The organism is Bartonella sp. TT29SHDZB (genome assembly GCF_042193395.1).
GTDB lineage: Bacteria > Pseudomonadota > Alphaproteobacteria > Rhizobiales > Rhizobiaceae > Bartonella.
In genome coordinates this window covers 1-21,417 of sequence record NZ_JBHILQ010000004.1, presented here as the reverse complement: position 1 = coordinate 21,417, position 21,417 = coordinate 1, and the positions used below count along the sequence as shown (strand labels likewise).

Annotated in this window: 25 protein-coding genes; 5 read left to right on the top strand and 20 right to left on the bottom strand. The window is 39.8% G+C overall.

Annotated features, from left to right (window positions below; translation table 11 throughout):
* The first annotated feature begins 285 nt into the window (after positions 1-285).
* The gene (gene glmM, locus ACFIJJ_RS03275; protein WP_375645894.1) at positions 286-1,659 is read left to right on the top strand and encodes a phosphoglucosamine mutase; all 1,374 of its coding nucleotides are present in this window, start codon (positions 286-288) and stop codon (positions 1,657-1,659) included.
* 789 nt (positions 1,660-2,448) lie between these two features.
* A complete protein-coding gene (locus ACFIJJ_RS03270) occupies positions 2,449-2,544 on the top strand; it encodes a hypothetical protein (protein WP_375622631.1) in 96 nt (31 codons plus the stop codon).
* A 937-nt stretch (positions 2,545-3,481) separates the two neighbouring features.
* Here ACFIJJ_RS03270 and virB11 read toward each other — a convergent pair.
* The 17 genes from virB11 to ACFIJJ_RS03185 all read right to left on the bottom strand — a co-directional run bounded on the left by virB11 (position 3,482) and on the right by ACFIJJ_RS03185 (position 15,383).
* Positions 3,482-4,534: a P-type DNA transfer ATPase VirB11 gene (gene virB11 / locus ACFIJJ_RS03265; protein ID WP_375645893.1), complete on the bottom strand. Its 1,053-nt coding sequence runs from the start codon at positions 4,532-4,534 to the stop codon at positions 3,482-3,484.
* Between the two features lie 17 nt (positions 4,535-4,551).
* Positions 4,552-5,730, bottom strand: a complete 1,179-nt coding sequence (virB10, locus tag ACFIJJ_RS03260) for a type IV secretion system protein VirB10 (RefSeq protein WP_375622635.1) — start codon at positions 5,728-5,730, stop codon at positions 4,552-4,554.
* A 27-nt stretch (positions 5,731-5,757) separates the two neighbouring features.
* Complete coding sequence (virB9, locus tag ACFIJJ_RS03255; RefSeq protein WP_375630944.1) at positions 5,758-6,609, bottom strand: P-type conjugative transfer protein VirB9; 852 nt, start codon at positions 6,607-6,609, stop codon at positions 5,758-5,760.
* A 2-nt stretch (positions 6,610-6,611) separates the two neighbouring features.
* A complete protein-coding gene (locus ACFIJJ_RS03250) occupies positions 6,612-7,283 on the bottom strand; it encodes a virB8 family protein (protein ID WP_375641192.1) in 672 nt (223 codons plus the stop codon).
* Entirely contained in the window at positions 7,280-7,564 is a 285-nt protein-coding gene (locus tag ACFIJJ_RS03245) for a type IV secretion protein VblB7 (RefSeq protein ID WP_375645891.1), read from the bottom strand. Before ACFIJJ_RS03245 ends, ACFIJJ_RS03250 begins: the two co-directional genes overlap by 4 nt.
* A 6-nt stretch (positions 7,565-7,570) precedes the next feature.
* Positions 7,571-8,467 (bottom strand): type IV secretion system protein, encoded by an 897-nt coding sequence (locus ACFIJJ_RS03240; protein WP_375645890.1) that lies wholly within the window; start codon positions 8,465-8,467, stop codon positions 7,571-7,573.
* 46 nt (positions 8,468-8,513) lie between these two features.
* On the bottom strand, positions 8,514-8,894 hold the full coding sequence (locus tag ACFIJJ_RS03235; RefSeq protein WP_375645889.1) for an EexN family lipoprotein: 381 nt from the start codon (positions 8,892-8,894) through the stop codon (positions 8,514-8,516).
* 281 nt (positions 8,895-9,175) lie between these two features.
* Entirely contained in the window at positions 9,176-9,580 is a 405-nt protein-coding gene (locus ACFIJJ_RS03230) for an EexN family lipoprotein (protein WP_375645887.1), read from the bottom strand.
* A 2-nt stretch (positions 9,581-9,582) separates the two neighbouring features.
* Complete coding sequence (locus ACFIJJ_RS03225) at positions 9,583-10,005, bottom strand: EexN family lipoprotein (protein ID WP_375645886.1); 423 nt, start codon at positions 10,003-10,005, stop codon at positions 9,583-9,585.
* Positions 10,006-10,054: 49 nt separating this feature from the next.
* Positions 10,055-10,273: a hypothetical protein gene (locus ACFIJJ_RS03220; RefSeq protein ID WP_375645885.1), complete on the bottom strand. Its 219-nt coding sequence runs from the start codon at positions 10,271-10,273 to the stop codon at positions 10,055-10,057.
* A 26-nt stretch (positions 10,274-10,299) separates the two neighbouring features.
* A complete protein-coding gene (locus ACFIJJ_RS03215) occupies positions 10,300-10,731 on the bottom strand; it encodes an EexN family lipoprotein (protein ID WP_375645884.1) in 432 nt (143 codons plus the stop codon).
* On the bottom strand, positions 10,731-11,111 hold the full coding sequence (locus ACFIJJ_RS03210; RefSeq protein ID WP_375645882.1) for an EexN family lipoprotein: 381 nt from the start codon (positions 11,109-11,111) through the stop codon (positions 10,731-10,733). Before ACFIJJ_RS03210 ends, ACFIJJ_RS03215 begins: the two co-directional genes overlap by 1 nt.
* A 2-nt stretch (positions 11,112-11,113) precedes the next feature.
* The gene (locus ACFIJJ_RS03205; protein ID WP_375645881.1) at positions 11,114-11,530 is read right to left on the bottom strand and encodes an EexN family lipoprotein; all 417 of its coding nucleotides are present in this window, start codon (positions 11,528-11,530) and stop codon (positions 11,114-11,116) included.
* 24 nt (positions 11,531-11,554) lie between these two features.
* Positions 11,555-12,325, bottom strand: a complete 771-nt coding sequence (locus ACFIJJ_RS03200) for a type IV secretion system protein (protein WP_375645960.1) — start codon at positions 12,323-12,325, stop codon at positions 11,555-11,557.
* Positions 12,322-14,682 (bottom strand): VirB4 family type IV secretion/conjugal transfer ATPase, encoded by a 2,361-nt coding sequence (locus tag ACFIJJ_RS03195; protein WP_375638294.1) that lies wholly within the window; start codon positions 14,680-14,682, stop codon positions 12,322-12,324. Before ACFIJJ_RS03195 ends, ACFIJJ_RS03200 begins: the two co-directional genes overlap by 4 nt.
* Positions 14,679-15,005 carry a type IV secretion system protein VirB3 gene (locus ACFIJJ_RS03190; protein ID WP_273791704.1) on the bottom strand — a complete coding sequence of 109 codons (327 nt, stop codon included), beginning with the start codon at positions 15,003-15,005 and terminating at the stop codon, positions 14,679-14,681. Before ACFIJJ_RS03190 ends, ACFIJJ_RS03195 begins: the two co-directional genes overlap by 4 nt.
* Before the next feature lie 27 nt (positions 15,006-15,032).
* Positions 15,033-15,383 (bottom strand): TrbC/VirB2 family protein, encoded by a 351-nt coding sequence (locus ACFIJJ_RS03185; protein WP_375645880.1) that lies wholly within the window; start codon positions 15,381-15,383, stop codon positions 15,033-15,035.
* A 158-nt stretch (positions 15,384-15,541) separates the two neighbouring features.
* On the opposite strand from ACFIJJ_RS03185, the gene ACFIJJ_RS03180 reads away from it, so the two are divergent.
* Positions 15,542-16,285 (top strand): nuclease, encoded by a 744-nt coding sequence (locus tag ACFIJJ_RS03180; RefSeq protein ID WP_375638296.1) that lies wholly within the window; start codon positions 15,542-15,544, stop codon positions 16,283-16,285.
* Between the two features lie 596 nt (positions 16,286-16,881).
* Here the strand turns inward: ACFIJJ_RS03180 and ACFIJJ_RS03175 are convergent.
* Positions 16,882-17,325, bottom strand: coding sequence for a hypothetical protein (locus tag ACFIJJ_RS03175; RefSeq protein ID WP_375630955.1), 444 nt, complete (start codon positions 17,323-17,325; stop codon positions 16,882-16,884).
* 3 nt (positions 17,326-17,328) lie between these two features.
* Complete coding sequence (locus ACFIJJ_RS03170; protein ID WP_375645878.1) at positions 17,329-17,667, bottom strand: YqjD family protein; 339 nt, start codon at positions 17,665-17,667, stop codon at positions 17,329-17,331.
* A gap of 1,006 nt (positions 17,668-18,673) precedes the next feature.
* Between ACFIJJ_RS03170 and ACFIJJ_RS03165 the strand changes: the two genes are divergently transcribed.
* Positions 18,674-19,558, top strand: coding sequence for a MotA/TolQ/ExbB proton channel family protein (locus tag ACFIJJ_RS03165; protein ID WP_375645877.1), 885 nt, complete (start codon positions 18,674-18,676; stop codon positions 19,556-19,558).
* A complete protein-coding gene (locus ACFIJJ_RS03160; protein ID WP_375645875.1) occupies positions 19,555-20,148 on the top strand; it encodes a biopolymer transporter ExbD in 594 nt (197 codons plus the stop codon). The genes ACFIJJ_RS03165 and ACFIJJ_RS03160 overlap by 4 nt, the downstream gene beginning before the upstream one ends.
* Positions 20,149-20,490: 342 nt before the next feature.
* On the opposite strand, the gene ACFIJJ_RS03155 is transcribed toward ACFIJJ_RS03160, so the two are convergent.
* A partial coding sequence (locus tag ACFIJJ_RS03155) for a tyrosine-type recombinase/integrase (RefSeq protein WP_375645874.1) occupies positions 20,491-21,417 on the bottom strand: 927 nt, incomplete at its 5' end.

Here is a 21,417-nt window from a genome sequence, read left to right as displayed (position 1 = left end):
TTTACGGATTTAGCAAGGGTGTGAAATTATCCGTTGGTTGTGTTAAAGGGATGTATAGAGCATTTTGAGGAGATAATATTGCTTTTATGTGTAAGGGTGTAAACATAATTGCTTGAGAGTAGTTTAGATGTGTAGATGGTGAATAGGGGGCTTGATTGTCTAAATGCATGAAGGTTTAATCAATGATCTGATTTTATACGGAGAGCGGGGGGACTATTGTACCAAGGGGGCTTGTTAGGGAGTTAAAAAAGCCAAGGGAAAAAGTAGATATTAAAGGAAAGATGCATGGTGCAAAAATATTTTGGTACAGATGGAATTCGGGGGAAAGCCAATTCATTTCCAATGACACCCGATTTTGCCATGAAAGTAGGGATGGCTGTAGGGGTTTTATTTCGCTCACAACATCAATCTCATCGTGTGGTGATTGGCAAGGATACACGATTATCGGGCTATATGTTGGAAAACGCTTTGGTTTCAGGATTGACTGCTGCGGGGATGGAAGCTTTTTTATTGGGGCCAGTGCCAACGCCTGCTGTTGCAATGCTTTGCCGCTCTTTGCGCGCGGATCTTGGGGTGATGATTTCTGCTTCTCATAATCCGTTCTATGATAATGGAATTAAACTTTTTGGTCCTGATGGTTTTAAGCTTTCAGATGATATGGAAGCGAAAATTGAACAATTGATCGATACAGATCTTTCAAAATCTTTAGCAAGTTCTGCCGAAATTGGTTATGCAAAACGGGTTGAGGGAGATATTTATCGTTATATTGAATATGCCAAACGAACTTTGCCGCGTGATGTTCGCTTAGATACTGTGCGTATTGTTGTGGATTGTGCCAATGGGGCGGCTTATAAAGCGGCTCCCCGTGCTTTATGGGAATTGGGGGCTGAGGTTTTTGCTATTCATGATGAACCCAATGGGACCAATATTAATCAAAAATGTGGGTCAACCGATTTAAGCTCTTTAAAACGAAAAGTGCATGAAGTGCGTGCTGATGTGGGGATTGCGCTTGATGGAGATGGAGATCGGGTTCTCATTGTTGATGAAAAAGCACAAACAGTTGATGGAGATCAATTAATTGCTGTGATTGCTGAAAATTGGCATAAAATGGGACGGTTACGGTGCAATGGTGTTGTCACAACAATTATGTCAAATCTTGGGCTGGAGCGTTTCTTGAACGGCAAAGGGTTGCACCTTGTAAGGACAAAAGTTGGAGATCGTTATGTTGTCGATGCCATGCGCCAAAAGGGATATAATGTTGGTGGTGAGGCTTCTGGCCATATCGTACTTAGTGATTTTGGTACAACGGGTGATGGCTTGGTGGCTGCCTTGCAGATTTTAGCCTGTATGAAGGAAAGCCAAAGCCCTATGAGCCAATTGTGTAAACGGTTTGAGCCTGTACCGCAAATTTTAAAAAATGTAACGGTTAAAAATAAAAATGTTTTGAAAAAAAATTCCGTCAAAACGGCTATTGATCAAGCAGAGAAGCGATTGGGAAAAGAGGCACGCCTCGTCATTCGTGCTTCTGGGACTGAGCCGGTTATCCGTCTTATGGCTGAAGGCGATGCACGAGAAGTGTTGGATGCTGTCGTGACAGAGTTGAAGGATGTTATTATGCATCATGATGTACGCGCGGGGGATGCGCTTGAGGAATCTTGAATGCTGTAAGGGGCAAGCAATCAGCTAATCTTTTGAGAAATAAAAGATGTTTGCTGCGGGAATTATTTGTTGCAATAAAGGGAATGTTTCTAGAATTTGGTAGATCTCAAGCGGGTGACCTTTTGAAATAAAGGGGAGGGTTCCTATGGTGGTTGAGGGGAAAAAGAGAAGGCTAAAGCTTGGGGATTGGTGTGTTCTAGAGAAGGGGAGATCTTGAGAGAGAGGTGAAAATTCTTGAGTTGTACAGGAGAAAGAGCTGGTGAGAGCAGGCAGTCGAAATGGTTATTCAAGAAAAACAGCCGTTGGTGAAGGGGGGTGTGTGATGGCCGAAGTTTATCCTTTATACCTTTCATATAAGGAAGGATTAAGAATTACGTAAAAAAGGGTTCGGCGATTTATATTGGTGAAAGCGATGTCGTTTCGTGGTTTTGTCTTTAATGTTGTTTTGGGATGCACTTCATAAATATGGATTTTTGATTTATCAAAAGCATCTCCTAAAGAACAGTCTCATGATAAAGATTGCGTAAAAGAGTTTCAAACGGCGGTGAAGTTTTTGCAACAGAGACATGTACAAGAGCAAATCATGTGTATGAGCGTACAAGGTTAAAAGATGTGACGCGGGTAAGACAAGGAATAAAATCTTATTTTCATAACTCGATTAAGCCATATGACAAAAGAGAGCTAATCAAAAGAGGTTTAATATGGGTGTGACAAAAGATGTTGTGCGAGCTCGCATAGATAGACATTAAAAAAGAAGCCCATGAAATATTAGCAAGTTTAGGACTTACGGTGTCTGATTTCATCCGGATTGCTTTAACTAAAGTTGTTTATGAAAGAGAATTGCTATTTGATATGTATATTCCTTATGCGGAAACAAACTGTTGAGAAAAGTGACAAGGGTTAAGAGATATAGCTGAAGATAAGTAAGATTTGTTTTGTCATTTGGATATTTGATATTTCTGATCATTTACTTCAAATGAGCTTTTAATTTACATCGTTATCGTTATCGTTATCGTTATCGTTATCGTTATCGTTATCGTTATCGTTATCGTTATCGTTATCGTTATCGTTATTGTTATGGGTGTTTCCGTATATTGAATGATGTATGCAAACCGTGATTGAAATGGCAGCTTATTGAATTTCTGTGAAAGAAGAAGCCATATCGCCTGAATAATTATTTGATATTGTTTCTTTTATTGCTACTCATTCAGATGCTGGTGGTCTTATGCAAGGGTTGAGAGAAAGCCAAGGAAAGTTAGGTTTAAAAGCATAAGAGTAAAAGTGGGGGATATAAGGTTATACCCTTTTTTGGTGGTTAAAATATTCCGGTGTTGATCGAAGATATTTACAGTCAATCATCTTGAGGTAATTTGATAAAATCAGAGAGGAATGCGTTGAAGAAAATTTTTATACTGCGCCTTGATGAATATCGAAAAGAATAATAATGGATAAAGCACATAAAGCAGGATCTTGTATATTACAAGGTGCTCGTGAAGCTCTTGTCTGAAGCTAAAGGTGAAGCGGATACTAAATTTGGTATTTATATTCCTGCAAATGTTGATGTCAAAAAAATCAGAAAAATATAGGGTTATAGATATCATTTTCGGCACGTTTTGGTTTTCCTGTGGGGCGCATGCGTGATTGGGAATGGGGATGATATTTTTACTTCTCTTTGCTTTTTATTTTCGATTATTGGCACTGAACTTGAAGCTATGGTGGTAATTTAGCACGCGATGATATCCGCGGCTTATAATCGTGTTTTTAAGAAAGCTCTATTGGTATAGTTTTTGCTTATAAAAAAGGGTGTGAGGGTGGCGTTTTTTTAAAAAGCATCACGGCGTTTGAAAGGGTCGTAATAGATTTCTGTTACACGAAATTTGCCTTCAAGGCGTTTGCATTGGATGATGACATCTATCATCGAGATTAATAAGCCGCGGATATCATCGCGTGCTAAATTACCACCACCGTCACTTTCTTTGACTAAAAGGGTCATTTGTTCAAAGGCTGCAAGTGCTGTTGAGGCGTGGACGGTGGTAATGGAGCCGGGGTGACCAGAATTGACATTACGGATATAGTAAAAGGCTGTACCATCACGCAGCTCTTGTAGAAGGATTCTGTCGGGGCGCATGCGTAATCCTGATTCAAGCAGTTCTTTTGCGCCTGCTTTTGCTAAGCCTTGATTATCTTTTGAATAAAAGAGCTGCACTTTGTTGGCGTGCGGAACGACAAGTTCTGGCGTGTCTTCAATGGTGAGAATTCGTTCATAGTCAGGGATTTTTGCAATCAAAGCTTTAGAGAGGGTTGTTTTACCAGAACCGGTTTTGCCCGATATTAAGATATTTTGTTGTGTAATAACGGCTTTTTCTAAAAAGGTGCAAAAGTCTTTGGCGATAAAGAGATCTGTTAGCTCTTTGTCTGTGTCAGAGAGTTCGGATAACCGTTCTGTCATTTGTTGCGTGGGTGTGAAACTGGTGTTTTGGGCAACAGAAAAAAGATTGTTTTCATGTAAACTTTCAAGAGAAAAAGTGCGTGATGAAGGTTTACGAATGGTCATGCTAATGGTATTGGCTGCAACTGCTGGAGGCATAACAATTTGTATGCGTTCGTTGTTTGGCAGTGTTGCGGAGAGAACGGGGTTTTCTACACTGATTTTTTGTGTTGTGTAGGCAGCAACAACTTTTGCAATCCCTTCTAGTTCGCTGTAGGTTAGCTCTTTTAAGATGTGGGTTTGCCAACCATTGGGACCCTCAACGATTACTTCGCCAGGGCGATTGATAACAATTTCAAATAAATTGTCATCATTGAGGAAGTCATCTAAGATCTTTAATTTTGTTAAAACGATGGAGGCGCGTTCTGCATTTTTTGCTGATGGCATAATGTGACTTTATTGGCTTAATGAAAAAAGGAATAGCTGGGAGTAGAGCGGTTTCTTTTGCTCTTTACGACTAGTTTATAGACAGAGGAAAAATCGAGATCTTTTGCTACAAAGATGTTGACCAGTTCGCCTTGAAATTTTTCTAAGGTAGGAGGGATGTTGATTTGATTTTCAAGAGCAATACTGGCGGCCTCTTTTCCAGTGTTGTTTGCGCCTTCAAAACCGCCGCCTCCAGAGTTGTTTGAACCTTCTTTATTGGAATTGCCTACTATTTTATTTGTTAAAACTGTTGTGGCACCATCAATAACGGTGAGTAAAAGGGAAGAGCCAAAGCGTTCCCACCAATGGGTGTTGATGTTGCCATCAAAACCGGCTCTGCCTAAACTGTCGGTTGCGGGTGAGGCAAGGTCGATGATGACACCGGTTGGGGTTTTTGCTCTTGTCCAGAGTACAAAGAGGCGAGATTGACCTTGTTTTATCCCTCCGCGGTATTCGCCAATCACTTGGGTTCCTTTATCAAGCAAAACAACGCGCCCATTGTCAGAGAGGATATCACGGTTGATGATGCAGCTTGCAAAGCCTGGTTGCTCACTGTTTAATGCGGTTTCTAAGATACAGGGAATAGAGGTTCCCATGGCGATGATAAAGTTTCTATTGCCGATGAGTTTTGCTTTTGCTTTTGCTTCTTCTGTTTTGGTAGGCTTTAATAGGGTTGCAAAATTTTGTGTGTCTTGAAGGGCAGGAGAATTTTGCGCATTCGCGAGATTTTCAAGGGCATGGAATTTGTCAAAGGGGTTGAGAGTCGTGTTGACGATGTCTTTTAATTGAGATTTAGAGCCTTTGGCAAAAGCTAAAACAGGGGCACGTCTTGCGGCATCAAGTAGTGGGTCATCTTTTTTGGGTTCTTGTGCGAGTGGTTGTGGGGGTGGTAAGGTTATTGGCGCTATGTTGGCGCGCGGGTCAGAGGGGGCGAGCTCTAAAGGAGCGAGGGAATTGTGAAAGTTTTGTGCTTGTTTTTTATGAGCTTTTGCGGTGTCTTTTTGTTCTGTGGGGGAGGATAAGATGTTCCAGAGCACATAGCCGCAGATTCCTATACAGGCTATTGCGACAACTATTTTTTTGCCAGCGGTTTTGGCGCTATTGTTTTTGCCATCCCCAATAGATCCGCGATCTTCGATGATTGATTTATCACTCATGTGTTGTCCCCTTCAATTCCCGCTTATTTAAAGATCTGATGCAATTTTACGTTCAACAGATGGTGAGGTTGTTCCGGTATTTGGATTTGTGCCTTTTGGTTGATAGGCTTCGTTAAAGACGCATAGGACGTTTTTTCCCTGTCTTAGGGTGAAGCGTGCGCTAATGGCATGGACAATCACCATGTTGCCTCTTGTGGTTTTGGGAACCAGCGATTCTGTACCGTCATTGCTGACAATGTAAATGGCAGGGATTTCTTGGTTGTCTGGAAATGTAAATGTTGTTGTTTTGCCATTGTCATAAACGGAGGAGGGTTCAAGAGTGATAGAGCCTTGAGCGGTGTAAGCCCAATTGCGTGGTCCGTAGGTTTCAGAAGCGTTGAAGACATTATCGATACGCTGGGCTTGTTGTTTTTCTTGTCGCATAAGGGCTGCGAGTCTTCTTTGTTCTGCTTCTTCTTGTGGGTAGCGAAATTTCACAAGGAAATATGTTTCTTGTCCAGAGGAAATTTCCCCATCTTTGACCATCAGTTCAAATTGATAGGAGCGCTTTGAGCCATCAAGCTTTGTGGTGACGACTTGGAGATTGGTAATGGGTTGGACTTCTCTTGCCTTTAGGAAAAGAATATTGCCAGCGGGGGCGACTTCCCATGCAACGCTGTTGCCAATTGCCACATGGGCAATTTCTTCATTGGGAGAAAATTCTATTTGTACCGATGAGCGTATGGAGCCAATAATTTTTGTGACATTATAGGCATCATAGTTGATAAAGCGAATGCGGCTATCGCTTGGCGCACGAGTGGGAAAAATACTGGCATGGCTAGGCGTTAAAGAAAGGGTAATAGCGATGTTAAGAATGAGAAAAAGAATTTTTTTTGTCATGATCAGTTGACCACTTCCGGATCGGTTCTATATTCACTAACAATAAACCCTAGAGGATTTATCAAACGGTTTTGGACAGAGATAGGGGCATTGATGTATTCAAAGGTAAGTGTTGCAACCCAGTGGGTGATGAATTCTTTGTTGTTGTCGTTGTCGTGAATGGTTCTGTAGTAACGCACTTGGGCGACATCGTCATTGATAAAGGAGATTGATTTTATTGTTATTGTAACAGCGGCGTGTTTATAGAGAATTTGAGGACTTTGGGGATTTCTTGCTCCATACCAGTTGGCAAATCTTTCCTGTTCTTCAGAAGAAGAGAGGAGGGAGACGGTTTGGAAGTTGTGTTGTGTTTCTTCTGTGGTGAAGCCTTCACGGGAGCGGACATATTTTGCAGCAAAGTAGCGTGTGATTGCTTCATCGACATTGGTGGGACCTTCTTTTAAGGCTTCCACAACTTCGGTGATGCCGGTTGAATTGTCCACACGGATGACAAAAGGTTCCACGGTTTTAAGGGGTGTGAGGGTGATGACCGCGAGAGAAGACATTATTGCAACAGCAACTGCGATGCCGGCAATGGCAAGCGAGACGCGGGTGGTGCGGCGTGAGGCGAGCATGCGATCTTGATCGAACGAGCGCGCTTCAGCAATGTATTGTTCTATGTCTTTTTCTTTCATGCTTTTTGCCCGCAATTTTTGTAAGATTTGATTTCTTCATCCGTTAATTTTTGTGCCAGAAGCATTTCCAGCTTACCTTCTACGGATGAAGGGGTGTTGTTACTGATGATAATGGGTGTGGGCGTGGGTTTTTTCCCTTCCCAATTCCACATTGATCTGTTGAGTGGACGTTTAGAATATCCATCACACTTTGGGAGTGACTTCAGTGTGTTTGGTGAAGACACACAGCCACTGAGAAAGAGAAATGGTAAGATAATCCCAATTTTTTTAAATTCCCGCATTTGAACTTAGGCCTTTGCTAATTGTGCTATTAGTGATGCTAATTTTTTTGCACCTTTCGTTATCGTTTTAGCTCCTCCTGAGCCTGTAAGGGAAGCCCCCCCAGAGGCTAAAGCGGAAGCCATGCCAGGTAAATTGAAGAAAAGAAAAATACCACCAACGCCAACCACGAAGAATTCTCCATAGGCTAACACGAAATCTTTAATGTCTTTTGAAAAGACATTCATTGCAAGTTCGACATACATACCACCAAGCAAGATGACTAATACCTGCAAAATGATGAAGTTTGCAACTTGTCCTAACCATGCTTCTGTAAAACGCCTTGTTGATGAAAACATATAGAGGCTTATGAAGAGCGGTCCTACTGATATGACAAGAAACAAACCAAGTTTAGCAAACAGTGTGACGATAAAACCAATTAGGCAAAAAATTATAGCAATTGTGTAACACAATGAAGCATAAATCCATGAAACAAGATACGCCCCCAGTGCAAGCCATGATGCAGATTTTGTTGAATTTAAAATATGTGAAACAGCTTTATTTATCAGATCATCCCATATATTTTTATCTGAGTGTATTGTACCTTGTGTGGCATGTGCAATGGCATTCGGCAGACTATTGAAAAATAAATCCCCGACCCACTCATTATAAAGAGCAGCATTAGTGGCGAGTGAAACAATGATGCCAAGTTTGAAAGCTGTCACTATAAATTCCCATAAGGGCATGGAAGAACGCCCTGAGATGATATTGTACCCCATAAATATAATGTAAATTGTACAAGACAGCTTAAGTGGAGTACCTAAAGCCGATGAGAGATGTTCAACGGAGTTATGCATTATCTTTACAATAGGTTTAATTAACATATCTTCTGCTGTGGTAAAGTAAGCTACTTTTTCGAATGTCATTGCACGTCCATTCTATCTAATTTTTGCAAATATGATCATTTCTGATTCAATTATTATGTTGGTTCTGTTCAGCCTGTTCTTTCGCTTTTTGTTCAGCTTTAGCGCGCTCTTTTGCTTCTCGTTCGGCTCGCAATCTATTAGTGTCAGCTTCAATTTTTTCAAGTTTAGCCTTCATTTTAGCTTTAAATTCTTCATCTATTTTGCGATTATGTTCATCAATCTCTGCCCGACGTTCTTTCTCAAGTTCAGCGCCTGCTACTCTTAGGTTTTCACAATTTTTTGAAGTTCCTATCCCTCCACATCTCGTGACCCATTCATCAAATAATTTTGGATTTTTTTTAAATTCTGCAACGCTATAGGTTTTTTCACATCCAGCGGTGATGAGCCCTGTGCAAAGTAGCAATGTTGTTATGAGAACTTTATTCATAGATATTTCCCCTTCTTTCTTTCAGTTTTTGAGGTTTGAGCATAATCTTTAAATTATGCTATGTTCTGGTTTTTTATAACCAGTGATGATAAATCTAGGGCACAGACATAATGTTGCCATAAATATATTGTACAGTCTGTAAGGTTCTTTAAGTTGAGCAGCTAAAGCGCAATAGATGTTATCCATTGTTTTTGTAATGGGATTCATCAACATATTGTCTATCTTAGTGAATATGCCTTTGCTTTCTACTGCCATTGAGATGCTCCGCTCTTCATTATGTCTTAATGGTTATTTTGTTGTTCTTCTGCCGCGCGCTCTTTTGCTCTTCGTTCTTCCTCAGCACGCTCTTTTGCTCTTTGTTCAGCAAGGAATTTTTGATTCTCTTCTCTCATTTTTTTAATTCTGGCTCTCATTTCAGCTTTCAATTTTTCCATTGATTTGCGATTTTCTTCGTCAATTTTACGACTTCTTTCTGCTGCTTTTGCTTCATATTCTTTCTGAAGTTCTAAAAATGCTAACCGCATGTTTTCACAATTTTTTGAAGTTCCTGCAAATCCACATTTAGCATCCCACTCTAAGCGTAAATTTTTATCTTTTTTAAATTCTGCTACGCTATAGGTTTTTTCACAACCAGCAGCCATAAGCCCTGTGCAAAGTAGCAATGTTGTTATGAGAACTTTATTCATGATTAATGACTGTCCTGTTGTTGTTTAGCTTTAGCGCGCTCTTCTGCTTCTCTTTCGGCTTGTTCTTTTGCTTTTTCTTCAGCCTTTCTTTTTTCCATTTCAGCTTTTAGTTTTTTTATTTCAGCTTGCCTTGCTTGATGTTGAGCTTCCATTGCGGCGTCAAATCTTTCCATCGCTTTACGATCTTCTTCTTTGCGTTCACGTGCTCTTTCTTCAGCTTTGGCTTCATATTCCTTTTCAAGTTCAAGTTGTGCTAATCTTAAGTTTTCACAATTTTTGGCAGTTCCTGCGAATCCACATTTAGCATTCCACTCTTCCATCAATTTTTTATCTTTTTTAAATTCTGCGACGCTATAGGTTTTTTCACATCCAGCTGTGATGAGTCCTGTGCAAAGCAGCAATGTTGTTATGAGAACTTTATTCATAGATATTTCCCCTTTTTCCTTTCAGTTTTACAAGTTTTGAGCACAATTTTTAAATTATGCTATGTTCTGGTTTTTTATAACCAGTGATGATAAATCTAGAGCACAAACATAATGTTGCCATAAATCTATTATAGAGTGTACAAAGCTCTTTAAGTTGAGCAGCTAAAGCGCAATAGCGATGTGTAATGGTGCTATCCATTGCCTCTGCAAGGGATTCCATTACAGTATCATCTATGTCAGTAAATACACCGTTGGTTTCTATTGCCATTTAGATGCTCCGATCTTCATTATGTCTTAATGGTTATTTTGTTTTTCTTCAGCGCGCTCTTTCGCTCTTCGTTCTTCTTCAGCGCGCTCTTTCGCTCTTCGTTCTTCTTCAGCGCGTTCTTTTGCTTCTTGTTCAGCTCGGAATTTTTTATTCTCTGCTCTCATTTTTTCAATCCTAGCGTCTTGTTCAGCTTTAGCTTTTTCCATTGCTTTACGATAACGTTCGTCATCTTCACGCTCTCTTTCTTCAGCTTTTGCTTCATATTCTTTCTGAAGTTCTAAAAATGCTAACCGCATGTTTTCACAATTTTTTGAAGTTCCTGCAAATCCACATTTCGCATCCCACTCTAGGCGTAATTTTTCATCTTTTTTAAATTCAGCGACGCTATAGGTTTTTTCACATCCAGCAGCGATAATTCCAGTGCCAAGTAGCAATGTTGTTATGAGAACTTTATTCATTATTTATTGTCCTGTTGTTGTTTAGCGTGCTCTTTTGCTTCTCGTTCGGCTTTAGCCCGTTGTTTTGCTTCAAATTCAGCTTCCCATTTTTCTTGTCTAGCTTTTTGTTCAGCCCAAAGTTCATCCATACTTTTTTTCCGTTCCTCTGCTGCTTTACGACTTCTTTCTTCAGCTTGTGCTTTATATTCTTTTTCAAGTTCTAAAAATGCTAACCGCATGTTTTCACAGTTTTTTGAAGTCCCTGCAAATCCACATCTAGCATCCCACTCTAAGCGTAAATTTTTATCTTTTTTAAATTCTGCGACGCTATAGGTTTTTTCACAGCCAGCAGCGATGAGCCCTGTGCAAAGCAGCAATGTTGTTATGAGAACTTTATTCATGATTAATGACTGTCTTGTTGTTGTTTAGCGCGCTCTTCTGCTTCTCGTGCGGCTTGTTCTTTTGCTTTTTCTTCAGCTTTTCTTTTTTCTATTTCAGCTTCTTTTTTTGCTATTTCAGCTTTCCATTTTTCATGTCTAGCTCGCAGCTCGGCTCGATATTCTTCTAGCGCTTTACGATCTTCTTCTTCGCGTTCACGCGCTCTTTCTTCCGCTTTTGCTTCATATTCCTTTTCAAGTTCAAGTTGTGCTAATCTTAGGTTTTCACAATTTTTTGCAGTTCCTGCGAATCCACATTTAGCATTCCACTCTTCCATCAATTTTTTATCTTTTTTAAATTCTGCTACGCTGTAGGTTTTTTCACATCCAGTTGTGATGAGCCCTGTGCAAAGTAGCAATGTTGTTATGATGATCTTGTTCATATTCAAGCCCCTCTTTTCTCCCGTTTATTGACCACCGAGTTTTTTGGCATAATCTGCATATCGCGCTGCAAATTCTTCGTAAGCTCGTTGTTCGGCAGCTTTGTATTCCGCTTGTTGAATCATCGCGGCGGCTTGCATTTGGAGAACTTGTGTTTGGAGTTTTGCTTGTATTGCTGATAATTGTGCTTGAATGCCTTGAATTTTACCCGAATCTTTAGTACTTCCAAGTTCGTCAAGGAGCTTGTTAATGGTTTTTTGTGTTTCACTGGCTTCTTCGTAGACGTCTTGGCCTTTGGCTGCCTGTCCTACCGTGTCCTGTTCGGCTTTTTTCACTTCTTGTGCGTAAAAAGCATCTGCTGCCTCTTTTGATCCAGCACCCCCCGCGGGCTCTTTGTATTTAAGTTCTTCTTGCCATTTTTGCGTGTTTTTGCTGCCGCCGCCACCGCCACCGCCGCCACCACTGCCCATTGATTGTTGAAAGTGGTTAAAATCTGAAGGAAGGGCGCCACTGCTCCCTTGCTTGTTAAACATCTCTTTCAATCCCGAAATGTCAGGCTTGACATTTAAGGAGTTATATAACTGTTTCGCTTGATCGAGTTGGCTCTTTAATTGCTCAAGCTGTTGTGCACCTTGTTGAATTTGTTCTTGCAATTTGTTAAGTTGTTGTGTGCCTTGCTGGACTTGTTTCATTATTTGTCCTACAGCCGCGGGATCATATACCATGATAGCGAATGCATTTGTTTGAAAGCCAAATGAAGCTGCATAGACGGTTGTTGCCAATAAAAGTTTTTTCATTGCTTTGACCTTTCTTGAAAAATAGGAAGCCATTTTTCTGGAGATTGTCCAACTTCATCCATAATGGTCTCTAGGAGTTCAATATTCTTGGTGGTGCCACTTAAAATGGCTATTTCATCATCAAAGCCGCGTAAATTTAGCTCTGCTACAACTGAACTTTGTCCTTGTTTGATGAGAAAACGCCGTGACTCACGGCTTAATTCTGATTGTATCAGGTTAAATTCTCTGTCCGATAATTTAAAACCTTCTACATAATCCCCATGATTGCCCTTTTGATTGGGAAAATAAATTTGTGTGGGGCATTGCTCTATAATGGTGTGAGCAATGGTCGAATTGATCGCATCTTTGGGAGATTGCGTTGCAAACAACATCAAACCATTTTGTTTACGGATAGTTTTCAGCCTGTCTTGCGCAAAGGCTTTAAAGGAATCATCCTCTAAGGCTTTCCAAAACTCATCAATGACAATGATAATACGACGTCCATCAATCAGAGACAAAATCCTATGAAAAAGATACATCATTAAGGGGGGACGAATTTCATTATTGTCTAAAAAATCCGTCATGTCATAACCAATAAATTTTGCATCAATGCCAATGTCGTCATCAGGATTGTCAAAAACCCACCCTAAGGCATTGCCTTTACACCATCTTTCTAAACGACCCGCTATCCCCTCCCTGTGCGTGGTGTCAAAAAACATTTGTAAGGCCGATATTGTCCGTTGTTCTTTTGGCAACAAGGCAAGTTGGTCAACAGCAGCAGAAATATCTTGTCTTTCTGATTCACTGATCTTTTGATCTTCAGACGAAACAAGCTTTATAATCCATTGGCGTAAAAAAACTCTATCTGCTGGATTGTTATAGTCTAAGCCTTTTAGCGGTGCTATGCCTGTCGGTCTACCATTCTTCAAGGGCATATAAGTGCCGCCACCCGCTCTGACAAAAAGTTCTGCACCCCGATCTTTATCAAAAAAGACCATATTGGGATCATGCTTTTGAAGTTGCGCTAAAAGAAAATTGACAATAACCGTTTTCCCAGAACCAGAAGGACCACAAACAAACGTATTGCCTAAATCACCAAAGTGAAAGTTAAAATAAAACGGTGAACCAGCAGAGGTTTTCATCAAGGCTACCGCTGGTCCCCACACATTGCCATCTATTTTTCCAACCGGAAAAGAATGAAAAGGAGAAAGCGCTGCATAATTGCGGCTTGTTATTGCACCAGAGCGGGTGCGATAAGCATAATTGCCAGGCAATTGTGCCCACCAAGCTGCCGCTAACCCTAAGTCTTCCCGCGCAATGACAGCCCCACCATCTGTAAGACGAGAACGCGCTTTGGCAAGATTATCCGCTAACTCTTGCGGCGTATCAGCAAAAACTGCCAATGATAAATGATGCTCCCCTAAAACAAAACGATTGGATTCAAGATCATCAAGCGCATCATCCAGTTCCATAATTTGTGAGCCCGCACGGTCTCCTGCATTGACCATTTGGTTTTGTTTGCGCCCCATAATTTGCTTGGCAGCATTTTTGCTCTTGAAAATAAAAGATTGGGTGAAAATAAACTCAAAGGGAAGGGTGAGCAAACCATCCGCCATGCCTACCCTAGTTTTTGCTGGATATTCTTTCCAACCAAACATGCCCGCAAACCGCTGTCCCGCCTCGGTGCGTATTTCTATGATCTCTTTTCCAAAAATGAGACGGTCTGAATAAACAGTCGAAGCTATCGTCCCCCATGTGAGAGGGATACGTTCACGACGACCTCCCACCAATTGGTGGATAAACTCACTTTGCTGCGAATAAATATTGCCTTCATGTTCATAAAGACTCAATCTTCTTGCACCATAACGCTCTAAATTTTGAATAAGATCTGTGGTAATATCTTCAAGCTTGCGAATGGACTCTGCATCAACTTCTGTCTTTTCTTGCTTGGCTTTGCCTAAACGTTTGAAAAACTCCACTAATTTATCCGTTTGATCAACGTGTGGATTCCACAAAATAGAAAGATAAAGCTCATTGCGATAAAGCTCCTGTGAAATCATCCGCTCGCGATATTTATCATCTAATTGCTTGGCAAATGCCGATCTGAAAGTCCCATCCGGATAAATCGTTTCACGCTTTCTGATAATATGGCTATAAAGCGCTATCCGTTCATCCGCTATGTTTTTAAACAGATTATTGAGCTGTTCGTGAAGCACATTCAGATCAATAATATCCGCTGTCTCAAAGTTAATCCCTTCAAGTTTAATAACGCTCATGAGAGCGCGTGAATCCAGCGCAATGATGTGTTTATTGACATGGCGCACATAAGGAATGATCGCCTCTGGCTGCTTTTCACGTTTGCGCTCTGTTCTATTCATTGTAATTCCTCATAATTACGAATTAATCGTAATGGAGAAATACTTCCCCCACCCCATAGACTCGAATTTCTGGCAAAAATACTTGTTTTTTGCCATGTCAGAAGAATACGAAATTTGTTATGGTCATGCTTTAGGATTTCCTTGAATATGAAATGCAACATCACACCAAAGGTGATAAGAAAAATATTGCCTGTCATAATAAACAACATCATCGTTCCTATCGCATTTAATCCCATAGCTTCCACCGTCACGCCCGCAATCATTGCAGGGCGCGTGCAAGCAAGAAATAACGTATCTTCTGTTAGCTTGTCGTGCTCTTTCATGGCTTTGAAAGGCTAAAGTTAAGCGAATTAAGACATAAACATTGATGCGATTTGTGGTGCACCAAAAACAATGCCGATGCCAACACAAACAAAGAAAGCTTTACGCATTTCAACATAACCAGCAATCCATGCAAGCCCAATACCAGCAACCGCAATCGTCGCAATCGATTTTGCAATGTTTCCTGTTAAAGCTTTGACTAATTTATCAAGAGCGCCTTCAATTTTTCCAAAGTCACCTGCGGCAAATGCTGGTTCACTCAGTGCCATGAAGGCAATAAACAGCATCAATGCTGCTGTTAACCATTTCTTTTGGGTGTTGGATAGAATAGTTTTTTGTAAGGTATGTTCATTAATGAACGAATTATTCATGTTTTTCATGAAAATTCCCCCGCTTTATGTTTAAGTTGATCACAAAATTAATATTCAAAATATTAATCGGGAATCATATAAATGAAAAAAATAAATTTTTCTATCGATAAATTAATAATATTTAATCTTTTATTATTTAATAAACAAAAAATATAGTAATATTCAAAATGATACTTTTAAAATATCTTCGAGCAGCGCCTAAATATATTGTCTTAATTTGTATTATTATTTTAGGATACTTTTATTTCAGTCAACATACTGAAAATATTATGCAATTTTCTCTTTTTGAAGGATCAGAAAAGACAATTGGAAACCCCGTTCAAAATCCGAAGTCACAATTGGTTGATTATGCAAACCAACAAGACGCAATCCAACAAAATGTGGTGTTGCATTCAGAACCAATCGCATCACAATTTTATGAAGAAAATGTGCCGGTCTATTCCGGTGCTATACAGGTCACAAGTGGTGTGACCTTTAAAATGATTACGCTTGTAGATGATGGGTGGAGAAAAAAGATCATCCGTGATATCCGTTTATATGGTGTGGAAAGCTGTGAAACACGACAATTTGCCTCACGCAACGGAGTTAAGTGGCCTTGCGGTGCTTTTGTTACGGCTTGGCTTGTTTCAAAAACAATTGATAAAAAGGTTACTTGTCGGCAAGCACGTGTCGTTCAACAGGTTCATTATGCACAATGTTTTGTAGATGGGGTTGATCTGGCGCGGTTGGGGCTTGCTGAAGGGTTGATGGTGTTGACAAAAGATCAGCATCATTTTCCATCCCCAGCAGACTATAAAACCCTACAATCTGCTGCTCAAAAAGCACAAAACGGTTTATGGTCGAGCCAATTTCAACAACCAGAAGATTGGCGAAGAGATCATGGAAGCTATAATCCCATTGACCATAATTAATATTGACCATTATTGATAAAGCGTTCTCTCAAGCGCTATTTAAAAATCAAGACAATATTCTACTGCAAATCTTATCAGAAAAAAGTTAATTATAATCCACGCAGTCCTTGGTGGACAACGCTCGTTATGGAAATTTGTTGTGTTTAAAGCTCGCTTACGCATATAGGTTGCTCACTACAGCGCTATAGGAGAGCGCGTTTCCTTCCCCTAAACAAAATAGTCATTGTAACAAACATGAGTGTTCAGAAAAATCTGAACACACGCAAACTACTGATGTGACCTTTGGTTCTGAAAAAAGTTTATGAAAATATAGAGAAAGGCAAAAACGGAACATCATCTCCTTCAAAAAACAATAAATGGCTTCGAATTAAACTAGGACTTCTAATGCAAGCATTGCCTCATGTTGTTATGTTCATGAAATATGGGTTGCAATCTGAAAGAGAGTGTAGCGGTTCTATGGAATTTTTAGCAAAATGAAGGGGATTTTTTTTCAGGCACTTGGAGAAGCTAAAGAGACTATGAGGAAAAAATGTGCTTTCTTTTGCTATAAAAGAAAGCACACTGAGGGGGAATTTAGAGTGACAGCTTTACATATTTTACTTTGAAAAGCGGTCTTTTTTATCTTTTTTCCACAAAAAATAAGTTGCAAGTCCGAGAATGGGAACACCCAATTTGGCAAAAGGGAGATGTTGACTGAGAGCTGCAAGGCTGGAAACGGTCGCATCTGTCATGAGTTTGTGGCGTTGTTCTTCTGTCTTTTTTTGTTGGTCATAGCGTTGATAAGTTTTGAGAACGCGACTGATAATAAGACCTAATCCCGCAAGAGAAAGACAAATTAAAAACATGATACTGGCGGCAGCAAGAGGCTTCATAACAGAACATAACGCAATAAAACCGATGGTACATAAAAAAAGCAAAGACATGAAGAATGAAATGCCAATAAACCCATAAAAAATTGCTTGAAGGCGTACTTGCTTGACTGTGCTTTTAAGCCCTCCACCGACAAGATGGTTTAAAAGAGGCGCGATAAACTTATGCATTGCTTAACGACGTAGTAATTGAGAAAGAATAAAACCAACCCCTGCGGCAAACAAAACGCTTTTGCCAGGATTTTTGCGAACGCATTGATTCATGGTTTGTTCAAGATCACTGATTTTGTCTTTTGCTTGAGACATCATGTCTTCACCACTTTCTTTCGCTGAGTGATATAGTTTTTCCGCTTTGTCTTTGGCGGCGTTGAATTTGTTTGCACCAAGATCTGTTAGGGTTGAGGTAATCCCTGAAATTTCAGTGCGTAACGTTTCTAATTGTCCTTGTAGGTTTTTTTGTTGGTCTTTTTCTACGGCTGATTTATCGTGCTGTGTTGTTTTATTATGGGCCATGGTATTTTTCCCTCTTGATTCATTATATTTGTATTGGTGTGTTCATAGTGATCATTTGCATTGGAGTGAAAATTTTCACTGCTTGAGTAACGCCAAAAGCTTTTTTTGGTTCCTTTCATTTTGTCGAATTTAAAACTGTTTTTGATAAAATAAATCTTTCCTATACGATATGCTTTGTCTGTAAAGGGTCGCATCTGTTGAGAATTGTCTTATGCTTTTGCAGCAATTTAGCACCATTCTTCAGTTTCTCGTGGCGCAGTTTTTTTATAAAAGTTTTTTAAAAAGCCTGTTGAGGTTTATTTTTTAGGCTTGTGACAGGTAAAAAACATCGTTGTTGCGATTTTGCGGCAGAAATAATGTCATTTTTATGCTTTTGCAGAAGAAAAAGAAAATAATATTGCGGCTCTTTGCTCTCTATGTATTTGGGGGCAACACGCGCTCCCCATGATACTTTTGGTCAGTTTAAGAATATTGCGATCGTTCTTTTTTAAAAACGTAAGGTATATTTTTATTTTAGGATAGGAGAGGTACTTTAGTGCACTGGTTGTTAGAGAAGTGCATATCCTTTTCTCCGAGGATTTTATGATATTTTTGCTGCTTGTTTCATGTAAGCAAATATTTTGTTGGCTTTAAAAGAGCTGCTGAAATGAGAAAAGCTTTGCGATATGAGAGATTTATTTAACAGGAACGATGATAAATTATTCTTATAAATTAAAATATTATATGCGATACTTCTTGTAAGTTTATCATTTTGCCTAATTTATGCAATAAATTGATTGGGTAAGATAAACTTGTTGAATTGTTAGAGAAAAATTTCTTGAGTAATTTCTTTAGAATTAAGAGAGAGCTTGTGAAATAAAACTATACTTGATTTATCAAGTTTTCTTTCTTAAGAGGAATACACAAGTGACGTTAAAAGGGTAGTGGCATTGTGGAACAGTGATGCTATGCGGGGTGACGATCCAGCTCATAAATAAAGATAAGAGCACAAGAATGTGAGATAAAAATGGAATCTGAAACAGTCCCTTTAGATAATATGTCTGCTGTATTGACAGTGCATGATTTTTCTCCTCTTTCTATGTTTATGGCTGCTGATTGGGTGGTAAAAGCCGTTATCATTATTTTGTTACTTGCTTCTCTTATGTCTTGGACAATTGCTTTTGTGAAAATTGTTGAGATCACTTTGGTAAAACGAAGAGTACGTCATGAACTTCAATTGGTTCTAAATGCTCAGACTCTTACGCGTTTGGCAGCTAGTTTGAAAGAAAGCAAAGGGGCTGGTGTGTTTTTTCTCAAAGAAGTCCTTAAAGAGGTGTATCTTTCTGCGCAACAGGTTCATTTTTCTGCTCCTGAAGGGATAAACGAAAGCTCTGGTGAAAAAACCAGTGTAGGGGAAAATGCACAAACGATTGAAGATATTCTCTTTTATGAGGAGAGCAATCAATATGAAGATGTTTCCCGCGATGTTCGCGATGCTAAGGCTCGTGATGTTCATGAAGGTTTAAAAGAAAGGGTTCATTCACTTTTGTCACGCTGCTTGCTGGCTGCTACACGCCGTGTTGCATGTGGAAGCGCTGTTCTTGCAACTATTGGCGCAATTGCTCCTTTTGTTGGTCTTTTTGCAACTGTTTGGGGAATTATGAATTCTTTTATTGGGATTGCTCAGTCTCAAACAACGCGACTTGATGTGGTGGCGCCTGGAATTGCTGAAGCCTTATTCGCAACGGCTGTTGGGCTTTTTGTGGCTATTCCCGCTGTTGTTATGTATAATAGCCTTATGCGTGCTTTGAGTGGTTATCGTAGTGATTTAGGTGATATCGCTGCTGCTCTTGAAAGGCTCTTGAGCCGTGAACTTGATAGACAAAGACAACAGAAAAGTCATAAAAAATGAAAGCAAGCCTTAATAATGATTGGGATATAGACGAGAGTGGGTTGCAAAGCGAAATCAATGTGACCCCTTTTATTGATGTTGTATTGGTGTTGCTTATTGTTTTTATGGTTGCAGCGCCTTTGGCAACATCTGCCATTTCCGTTCAGCTTCCTTCTATAACTCAAGCACCTTCAGTGGTTCAGTCTGATGAACCTCTTTATGTTACGTTGCAAAAAGATCGTTCTCTTTACATTGGTGATCATCTTGTAGAACAAGCAGCTTTGAGAGAAGCTTTGTTGAGGGAAACGACGCAAAATTTAGAGACAAAAATTTTAATCAAAGCGGATAGCGAAATTGATTATGGTACTGTCATCGATTTATTAAATCAAATACGCATGGCTGGATATCATAAAATCGGTCTTGTAGGATTGCAAAACTCTACCAATCTTGTTTCAAGAGGTGAGATCAATAATAAAACAACAGGGGTAGCGGATGCTGCTGTCGATGGAGCGGGTGGTAGCGCGGGTGGTAACGTTGTGGGGCATGTGGATGCCGTAACAACGAGCCCTGCGGGAAACGCTAATATTCCAGCCGATGCCTCTGATCAGTGATAAAAAACAGCCTTTGTTGCAGGAAGCAAAGCATATTACTCAAACTCGTAGAGTGAAATTGATGAGGGTTCCGTGGATTTATTAAACCAAATACGCATGGGTTTGATATTACGCAGGGGGTTCATATATTGAATCGGTTTTTTTAGGATTAAACTCTACTCATCTTGCCGCAAGAGGTGCGATCAAGAAAACAGCAGAGGCGATTGTTGTGTGTCTTAATACATCTTAAAGCCTTTTTTGCGGCGGTGTTCATAAATGGTATATAAAAAGCAAGTAAAATAAAATAGTTATGTCTAATATGGGGGAATAGGTGAATCTTGATTCTATTGAGTTTTTTTGCCTCTATCCCTCATCTTTTTGAAGCTTTTTTATCGCCTCTATAGCTAACCTTTTACGGTCTGCGCTCTTTGTGTAAAGAGATGCCATAGCATCATTTGTCCAGCCAAAAATTGCTTTGAGTTGTGATACTGTTGCACCAGAGTTAGCTGCGCGTGTTGCTGCTAATTTTCTTAATCCATGCGCCGATTTTTTAATTCCAGCAGCATTACAAGCGTCTCTAAATGTATCGCCAAAGCTTTCTTTGGAGAGTTTTTGATTAGTTTTACTACAGATGAATGTTTCTACTCCAATAGGACCATCTTCAAGCGTTTTGGCTAATTCCGGTAAAATAGGTAGAAAGACATCTGTTTGGAATTTACTTTTCTCTGTTTTGAGATGAATAATATTGTCTTTGACATCTTTCCAGCCAATGCGAACCGCATCACCACGACGTAAGCCCGTATACAAAAGGACATCAATCCAGACACGTTCATGGGTACCATGGGACCATCTTTGATAATATTTCTCAACATCTTCTTCTGTCCAAACAGGAAAGCCGCTTTTATTTTTAAGAGGAGGTTTTTTGACGCCTAAAGTTGGATTATTTTCCAAAAGACCTTGATCAATTGCCCAATTAAAAAGTCCATTAAGGGCTTTCAGAAAGTTTCTAGCCATTGCTGGTGTTTCTTTGCGCCGTTCAACACCGGCTATGATATGTTTCTTTTCAATTGCTTGGTATGGAATATTTCCTATGGAGTCGCATATCTTCATAAGAATGTATTCTTTTTGTTTCTTTGTAGTATTAGAGTAGCTATGCCAATTAGAGCTGTTAAAGTATTGTTTAAGCAGCCATGCAAATGAACCTTCAACAAGTTTACCAGTTTTTGATTTAGGAAGTATAAGCCCTTGTAACTCGGCAAGTGCGCTTTTGTAGTTATCAACAAACTCTTG